The organism is Sphingomonas sp. FUKUSWIS1, from assembly GCF_000733135.1.
Lineage (GTDB): Bacteria > Pseudomonadota > Alphaproteobacteria > Sphingomonadales > Sphingomonadaceae > Sphingomonas > Sphingomonas aerolata.
Map to the genome: position 1 here is coordinate 43211 of NZ_JPJC01000259.1, position 8120 is coordinate 51330.

Here is an 8120-nt window from a genome sequence, read left to right on the forward strand (position 1 = left end):
CACCGCGATGACCCGCCTGATCGCGCAGATCCCCGCGGTCGCGATCGACTATCCCGACGGTGCCAGCGGGGTCGCGCAGGTCGAGGCGTTATGCGCGGCGCTGTGACAGACCTCCCGCATACCGTGGTGGCGGACGCAAGCCTGCTCGCCGGTGCGCTCGCCGATCCGGGACGCGTCATGGCGCTCGACGCGGAAGGCTGGACCAGCCTTCTGACGATCGCCCGGGCCGAACAGCTGATCGGGACGCTGGCGCTGCGTCTCGATGGCCTGCCGCTGCCGCGCGCGGTCGAAGCGATCCTCGGCGATGCACGCGCCGCCGCGGAACAGGGTCGCCGCGCGGCACTGTGGGAGGCGGAGATGGCGCGGCGCGCACTCGCACCGCTCGGCTGCCCGGTCGTGCTCCTCAAGGGGACGGCCTATGCCGCAGCGGGACTGATGGCGGGGCAGGGCCGGTCGATCGGCGATCTCGACATCCTCGTGCCGCGGGCGGCGCTCGACCGGGTCGAGGCGGCGGTGCTCGGCGCGGGGTGGGAATGGGTGAAGCCCGATCCGTATGACGACGCCTATTACCGGCGCTGGATGCACGAGCTGCCGCCGCTGATTCACCGCGAGCGCGACCGAATGATCGACGTCCATCACACGATCCTGCCGCTCACCGCGCGGGTCACGCCCGATCCTGCGCGCCTGATCGCGGACAGCGTGCCGCTCGGCAACGGCCTGCGCACGCTGTCGCCCAATGGCATGATCGTCCATGCCGCCGCGCATCTGTTCGCGGACGGCGACCTGGCGGGCGGCCTGCGCAATTTGTGGGACATTCGCTGTCTGGTCGAGGAATTCGGCACCGAGGGGCTTGCAGAGGAGGCGGCGCGGCATGGTCTGCGCCGTCCCGTCTCGCGCGCGCTGCGCCTCGTCGACAGCGTTTTCGCCGGGGGCCGGCTGGCGGGCAGCGACCGCCTCTATGTGCGGCGGCTGACCGCGCGCGACGGCTGGGGGCGGCCGACCCGCCCGGTCACGCGGCTGGCCTTCTACGTCCGGTCGCACGCGCTGCGGATGCCACCGGCGATGCTCACGCGCCATCTGTGGACGAAGTGGCGCAAGGCCTGAGCGCCCGCGCGGGGGATCAGTGCAGCGTGCGCAGCCGCGGCGGCCGTGTCCGCCGCACCATCGCGATGATGGCGACGACGACGGCGATCGCGATCGTGTCGGCGATCCAGTCGCGAATGTCGCAGTCGCGGTGCAGCGACGGGATCGACTGCGCCACCTCGACCATCGCGCCGAGGAAGGACAGGCGTTCGAGCACCTTGCGTCCGCGCGCAGCGGGATAGGCGAACGACGCCAGCGCGGCGAGCGTCGCGAAGGCCAGCATGTGCTTAAACGTGTCGCCGAACTGGTCGATCGGCAGGTGCGGCGGCTTGGGGAGGAGTGCCATCGTCACGGCGAAGAGGATCGCCAGCGCCAGCGCGATCTTGAAGAACCCGGTCAGGTCGCGGTCGCGGCCGTTCACGCTGCGGTGCGCCGGGCGAGGTCGTCGAGCGCGGGGATCAGCGCATCGAATCCGTCGATCACCGCCTCTGCCCCAAGCTCGTCGACCGGCTGCATCAGAAAGCCGAAGCTGCACGCGATCGTCGGCAACCCTGCCGCCTGTCCCGCCTGGATATCGAAGATCGAATCGCCGACGAACGCCGCGCGGGGGGCGGCACCTTGCGCCCCGGCGCGCTTCGCGTCCGCCACCACGGCGCACTGGCGCACCATTTCGTGGATCGGCATCGGCGACGGCTTGCCCTCCGCCATGGTGTCGCCGCCGAGGATGCAGGCGAACCGGTCGGTCAGGCCGAGTTCGTCGAGCACGGTGCGCGCGAATCGTTCGATCTTGTTGGTGACGATCCCGATCGTGACACCGCGTGCCGCCAGCGCGTCGAGCGCCTCGATCACCCCGGGATAGGGCCGCGTCAGCACACAGATATGCGCCTCGTAATAGGCGAGCAGCGCGGCGTGCAGCCGGTCGAGCATCGCCTCGTCATAGCCGCCGGTCGCGGTCAGCCCTTGTTTCAGCATGTGCCGCGCGCCGCCGCCGATCATCGGCTTGACCTGTTCGACGCTCAGCGCCGGCCGGTTCGCAAGCGCGAGTGCATGATTGACCGCCGCGGTCAGGTCGCCGCTGGTGTCGAGCAGGGTGCCGTCAAGGTCGAACCCGACGATATCGAATGAAAAATACGTCATCGCCGTGATGCCTGCCAGCGCGGCTATGGAATTGGCAAGGCTTTCGTGGCAGCGGTCCTTCCATGACGACGCATATGCACGACCAGTCCATCGCGGTGATCATCCTGGCGGCCGGCAAGGGCACCCGGATGAAGTCCGACCTGCACAAGGTGCTGCACCCGATCGCGGGGCGGCCGATGCTGCACCATCTGGTCGCGAGCGCGGCGACGCTGCACCCGGCGCGCACCGTCGTGGTGACGGGTGCCGGGCGCGAGCAGGTCGAGCGTGCGGTCGCCCCGCTGGGGATCGCCACCGCGCTGCAGGCCGAACAGCTCGGCACCGGCCACGCCGTGGCGCAGGCGCGCGACGCGCTGGCCGGGTTCGAGGGCGATGTGCTGATCCTCTATGGCGACGTGCCACTCGTCACCGCCGCGACGATGCAGCGGATGATCGACCGGTTGCATGGCGACGATGCGCCCGCGGCGGTCGTGCTCGGCTTCCGCCCCGCCGATCCCGGTGCCTATGGTCGCGTCATCGCCGATGCCGCCGGCCGGATCGACCGGATGGTCGAATATAAGGACGCCTCCGACGCCGAGCGTGCCGAGACATTGTGCAATTCGGGGCTGATGGCGGTCCATTCGCGCGACCTGTTCGCGTTGCTCGCGCGCGTCGGCAACGACAATGCGGCGGGCGAATATTATCTGCCCGACATCGTCATGCTCGCCGCCGCCGACGGCCGGGCCTCGGCGGTGATCGAGACGGGCGAAGGCGAGGTGGCGGGCGTCAACAGCCGCGGCGAGCTCGCCGCGGTTGAGGCGGCCTGGCAGGCGACGCGCCGTGCCGCCGCCATGGCGGACGGCGCGACGCTGATCGCGCCCGATACGGTCTGGTTCGCGCACGATACGCTGCTCGGGCGTGACGTGACGATCGAGCCCAATGTCGTGTTCGGCCCGGGCGTTCGCGTCGCGGATGGTGCGGTCATCCGTGCCTTCAGCCATGTCGAGGGTGCGGTGATCGGCGAAAAGGCGGATGTCGGCCCGTTCGCGCGCCTGCGGCCCGGCGCGGATCTCGGCGCCGGATCACGCGTCGGCAATTTCGTCGAAGTAAAGAAGGCGACGATTGGCGTCGGCGCGAAGGTCAATCATCTGAGCTATATCGGCGATGCCGAAATCGGCGCGCGCGCGAACATCGGCGCGGGCACGATCACCTGCAATTACGACGGCTATTTCAAATATCGTACCGTCGTCGGCGAGGACGCGTTCATCGGCTCGAATTCCGCGCTGGTTGCGCCGGTGAGCGTCGGCAGCGGCGCGATCGTCGCGGCGGGGTCGGTGCTCACGCGCGACGTCGACGCCGACGCACTCGCGCTCGTCCGTCCGCCCCAGGTCGACAAGCCCGGCTGGGCAGCGCGATTCCGCGAAATGATGGTGGCCCGCAAAGCCGCTCGTCGGTGACGCTCCGCGCGACCGATCGCACGCGGTTCCCGACCTGACCAGGATCATGCGGAGCGTGTCGCACGCCTCGCCCGACAAGACGAATGGATAGATAGCATGTGTGGCATCGTGGGAATCCTGAGCAATGATGCGGTCGCCGAGCGGTTGCTCGACGGTCTCAAGCGGCTCGAATATCGCGGCTATGACTCGGCTGGCATCGCGACCGATCATGACGGCGCGATCGAGCGCCGGCGCGCATCGGGCAAGCTGGTCAACCTGGCGAACGAGCTCGCCGCGCATCCGCTGCCGGGCAGGACCGGGATCGCGCACACGCGCTGGGCGACGCATGGCGGACCGACCACCAACAACGCGCATCCGCACGCCACCGGCGAGGTCGCGGTCGTCCACAACGGCATCATCGAGAATTTCAAACCGCTGCGCGACGAACTGATCGCGCGCGGCCGGACCTTCACCAGCGAGACCGACACCGAAGTCGTCGCGCACCTGATCAGCGAGAAGATCGAGGCCGGCAGTGATCCGATCTCGGCGGTGCGCGAGATCCTGCCGCGGCTGCACGGCGCGTTCGCATTAGCGATCCTCTTCCGCCAGCATCCCGACCTGCTGATCGGCGCGCGGCTCGGCTCGCCGCTGGTCGTCGGCCACGGCGAGGGCGAGATGTTCCTCGGCTCGGATGCTCTCGCGCTCGCGCCGTTGACTCAGCGTATCGCCTATCTCGACGAGGGCGACTGGGTCGTGCTGACGCGCGACGGTGCGCAGGTCTATGACCGCGACAACGCGCCCGTCGAGCGCGCGATCACACTGTCGGGGATCACCGGCGAGGTGATCTCGAAGGGCAATCACAAGCATTACATGCTCAAGGAGATCTACGAGCAGCCGATCGTCGTCGCGCAGACGCTGCGTTCGTATCTGAAGCGGATGGAGGGCGAGGTCTCGCTGCCGATCCCCGAATTCGACCTGTCGACCATCAAGCGCGTCACGATCGTCGCGTGCGGAACGAGCTTCTATGCGGGCATGGTCGCCAAATACTGGTTCGAGCAGTTCGCGCGCGTCCCCGTCGACCTCGATGTCGCGTCCGAGTTCCGCTACCGCGCGCCGGTGATGGAGGAGGGCGGCCTCGCGCTGTTCATCTCGCAGTCGGGCGAGACCGCGGACACGCTGGCCGCGCTCCGCCATGCCAAGGCCGAAGGGCAGAAGATCGCGGTCGTCGTCAACGTGCCGACCAGCAGCATGGCGCGCGAGGCGGACCTGTTGCTGCCGACGCATGCCGGCCCCGAGATCGGCGTCGCCTCGACCAAGGCGTTTACCTGCCAGCTTGCGGTGCTCGCCGCGCTCGCGGCCAATCTGGCGCGCGCGAAGGGCCTGCTGACCCGCGAGCAGGAGCGCGAGATCGTCCGCCACCTCGCCGAGGCGCCCGCCGCGCTTAACGGCGCGCTGGCGTATGATGAGGCGATCGAGGCGATGGCGCACACCGTCGCCGGCGCGCGCGACGTGCTGTATCTCGGCAGGGGCACGGATTATCCGCTCGCGCTGGAGGGCGCGCTGAAGCTGAAGGAAATCAGCTATATCCATGCCGAGGGCTATGCCGCGGGCGAGATGAAGCACGGGCCGATCGCGCTGATCGACGAGCATGTCCCTGTCATCGTCATCGCACCGTCGGGGCCGTTGTTCGACAAGACCGTCAGCAACATGCAGGAGGTGATGGCGCGCGGCGGCAAGGTCGTGCTGATCAGCGACTATGACGGCATCCAGGCGGCGGGCGAGGGCTGCATGGCAACGATCACCATGCCCAAGGTCCACCCGCTGATCGCGCCTCTGGTCTATGCGGTGCCGGTCCAGCTGCTCGCCTATCACGTCGCGGTGCTCAAGGGGACCGACGTCGATCAGCCGCGCAACCTGGCGAAGTCGGTCACCGTCGAATAAGGGCGCCGGGGCTCAGGCCGCCTCGCGGTGGGGCAATGGCGGCATCTGGTCGTCGCCGTTGAACCGCGCGATCCAGGGCAGGACGTCCTGCGCTTCGAGCGGGCGGGCGAAGACATAGCCCTGTGCCTCGTCGCACGCCATCCGCGTCAGCGTGTCGACGGCGCCGACGGTCTCCACGCCCTCGGCCACCACGCGGAAACCGAGCTTCTTCGACAGCGAGATCATCGTCGCGATCACCGTCCGGCTGCGGGCGTCGTCGGTGTCGAGCGGGTCGACGAACGACTTGTCGATCTTGACCACGCTCGCGGGCAGCGTCTGGAGATAGGCCAGGCTGCTGTGGCCGGTCCCGAAATCGTCGATCGCAACGCGGACCCCGGTCGCCGCCAGCGCCTCGAGCCTGGCGAGCGACTGCGCCGAATTCTCCATCATCGCGCTTTCGGTCACCTCGACCTCGAGCATGTCGGGCGCGACATTGTGCGCGTCGAGCGCCGCGGCGATTGCCGCGACGAGTCCGTCCTCGTCGAGATTGGTCGCCGAGATGTTGATCGACAGAGGCAGCGAGACGCCACACGCCTGCCACGCCGCCAGCTGACGCAGGGCGGTGTCGAGGACGAATGCGGTGGTCGGCTTGGCCAGCGTGGTCCGTTCGACGATCGGGATGAACTCCGCGGGCGATACGTCGCCCAGCGTCGGGTCGTTCCAGCGCAGCAACGCTTCCGCCCCGACGCAGCGACGTGATCCGAGGTCGATCCGCGGCTGATAGACCAGGCGGAGCGACGCGCCGTCCTCCAGCGCTGTGCCGAACGCGCTGAGCAGCACGATATTGCGCCGGTATTCGGAATCGTTCGACGTCGCATAGACGCTGATCAGGCTGTCCTTGGCCTGCGCATCCTGTGCGGCGCTGTGCGCGGCGCGCAGGATTTCCTGCGACCGGATCGCTCCCAGCGTCACGGGGACGATCCCGGCCGCCATCGTCGTCACGAACCGCGCGATCGAGCCCGCGGCACTGACCGCGAGCCCGGCGCTCACCACGTCGAGATAGCCGGGCATCGTTGCGCCGGGTAACGACAGGAACGCAAACTGGGTCGCGGCAACGTGATAGAGCGTGCGCGCAGGCCCCAGTTGCTCGCGCAAGGTACGCGCTGATTCCTTGACCAGCGTTTCGATATAGCCGGCGCCCATCACCCGGATCAGCGCATTCAGCTGGTCGGCGCGCGCGAGGTCGAGCAGCACGACGAAGCGCTGCTCGCCGGGCGTGTCACGCGCGAGATCGTCGAGATCTTCCAGAAACCGGAAGCGGTTGGGTAGCGCGCTGACCGGATCGACCCGCCCGACCGCATGCTGGAGGTCGATCTGCGCCATGACCATCGCCGCAAGGTCGGTCAGCGCGGCAAGCTCCTCGGGCGAGGCGGTTCGGGGTTCGGCGCCCAGCACGCAGAGCGACCCGAGCCCATGGCCCTCCCGCGTGATCAGCGGCGCACCCGCATAGAAACGGATGCCGGACTGCGCGAGCGGGCTGTTGGCATAGAAGCCGTCGGCGGCCAGATCGGGTATCACCAGACCCTGCGTTGTCTCGGCGACCTCCGCGCACGGGGCCTTGGCCCGCGCGATGTGGTCGTGCGTGATCCCGACGCGTGACTTGAACCATTGCCGGTCGCTATCGGTCAGCGAGATTGCGGCGATCGGCAGCCCGAAGATCTGGCCCGCCATCCGGGTGATGCGATCGAAGCTTTCGCTGGCGCTGGTGTCGAGCAGGCGCAATTGGCGCAATGCATCAAGCCGTGCCGCCTCTTCATACGCCCGCATTTCTATGCTCCAGTCGCCAGCATTATGCGCAACGAGTCGACTTGCGCGATAGACTTATGTTGTTAACATGGAGTAAATTACAGCAACTTGACGGATCTGCCCCGCCGGACGAATTGCTGCAGCCAAAGCATTGGTTTGGGGACAGGGATGAGCGAAATACCATTGGTGGCCGGGATCGAACTTGGCGGGACCAAGTGCATCTGTATCCTGGCGCGAGGGCCCGATGCGATCGAGGAAATCGTACGAATTCCGACAACTCGCCCCGATGAGACGCTTGCCGCGATCGAAGCCGTGCTCGACCGCTGGACCGGTTTCGTCGCAATCGGGATCGCAAGCTTCGGCCCGGTCGGGATTGACCGGCGCGGCGGTGATTACGGCCATATCACCTCGACGCCCAAGCCCGGTTGGGCGGGGACCGACGTCGCCGGGCGCCTGCAGCGTCGATATGCGGTGCCGACCGGCTTCCATACCGACGTCGTCGGCGCGGCGCTGGCCGAGGCGCGCTGGGGTGCGGCGCAGGGCCTGGCGGACATCGCCTATGTGACGGTCGGCACCGGGGTCGGCGCAGGGTTGATCGCGGGGCATCGACCGGTCGACGGCCTGATGCATTCGGAACTCGGGCATATCCGGCCGGTCCGAACGCCGGGCGACGACTGGATCGGCAGTTGCCCGTTTCACGGCGCCTGCCTCGAGGGGCTCGTGTCGGGGCCGGCGATTGCCGCGCGGCTCGGCCATCCCGCC

General features: G+C 68.3%; 7 protein-coding genes. 4 read left to right on the forward strand and 3 right to left on the reverse strand.

The window, feature by feature from the left end:
* Positions 1-177 precede the first annotated feature (177 nt).
* Positions 178-1104, forward strand: coding sequence for a nucleotidyltransferase domain-containing protein (locus sphsw_RS16895; RefSeq protein ID WP_235188441.1), 927 nt, complete (start codon positions 178-180; stop codon positions 1102-1104).
* Between the two features lie 16 nt (positions 1105-1120).
* Here the strand turns inward: sphsw_RS16895 and sphsw_RS16900 are convergent, their stop codons facing one another.
* Entirely contained in the window at positions 1121-1504 is a 384-nt protein-coding gene (locus tag sphsw_RS16900) for a hypothetical protein (protein ID WP_042467624.1), read from the reverse strand.
* Entirely contained in the window at positions 1501-2220 is a 720-nt protein-coding gene (locus sphsw_RS16905) for an HAD hydrolase-like protein (RefSeq protein WP_031441643.1), read from the reverse strand. Before sphsw_RS16905 ends, sphsw_RS16900 begins: the two co-directional genes overlap by 4 nt.
* A gap of 74 nt (positions 2221-2294) precedes the next feature.
* Here sphsw_RS16905 and glmU point away from each other — a divergent pair, with 74 nt between their 5' ends.
* Positions 2295-3653: a bifunctional UDP-N-acetylglucosamine diphosphorylase/glucosamine-1-phosphate N-acetyltransferase GlmU gene (gene glmU, locus sphsw_RS16910; protein WP_152555540.1), complete on the forward strand. Its 1359-nt coding sequence runs from the start codon at positions 2295-2297 to the stop codon at positions 3651-3653.
* A 96-nt stretch (positions 3654-3749) separates the two neighbouring features.
* Positions 3750-5573 (forward strand): glutamine--fructose-6-phosphate transaminase (isomerizing), encoded by a 1824-nt coding sequence (gene glmS / locus sphsw_RS16915; RefSeq protein ID WP_031441645.1) that lies wholly within the window; start codon positions 3750-3752, stop codon positions 5571-5573.
* A 12-nt stretch (positions 5574-5585) separates the two neighbouring features.
* Here the strand turns inward: glmS and sphsw_RS16920 are convergent, their stop codons facing one another.
* A complete protein-coding gene (locus tag sphsw_RS16920) occupies positions 5586-7379 on the reverse strand; it encodes a putative bifunctional diguanylate cyclase/phosphodiesterase (RefSeq protein ID WP_042467625.1) in 1794 nt (597 codons plus the stop codon).
* A gap of 147 nt (positions 7380-7526) precedes the next feature.
* Between sphsw_RS16920 and sphsw_RS20640 the strand changes: the two genes are divergently transcribed.
* Positions 7527-8120, forward strand: a 594-nt coding sequence (locus sphsw_RS20640) for an ROK family protein (RefSeq protein ID WP_042467626.1), incomplete at its 3' end; no start/stop codon positions are given.

Excerpts from the sequence above, each read along its gene's own strand:
- glmS (WP_031441645.1), top strand. The coding sequence starts at position 3,750 with ATGTGTGGCATCGTGGGAATCCTGAGCAATGATGCGGTCGCCGAGCGG.
- sphsw_RS16895 (WP_235188441.1), top strand. The coding sequence starts at position 178 with ATGGCGCTCGACGCGGAAGGCTGGACCAGCCTTCTGACGATCGCCCGG.
- glmU (WP_152555540.1), top strand. The coding sequence starts at position 2,295 with ATGCACGACCAGTCCATCGCGGTGATCATCCTGGCGGCCGGCAAGGGC.
- sphsw_RS16905 (WP_031441643.1), bottom strand. The coding sequence starts at position 2,220 with ATGACGTATTTTTCATTCGATATCGTCGGGTTCGACCTTGACGGCACC.
- sphsw_RS16920 (WP_042467625.1), bottom strand. The coding sequence starts at position 7,379 with ATGCGGGCGTATGAAGAGGCGGCACGGCTTGATGCATTGCGCCAATTG.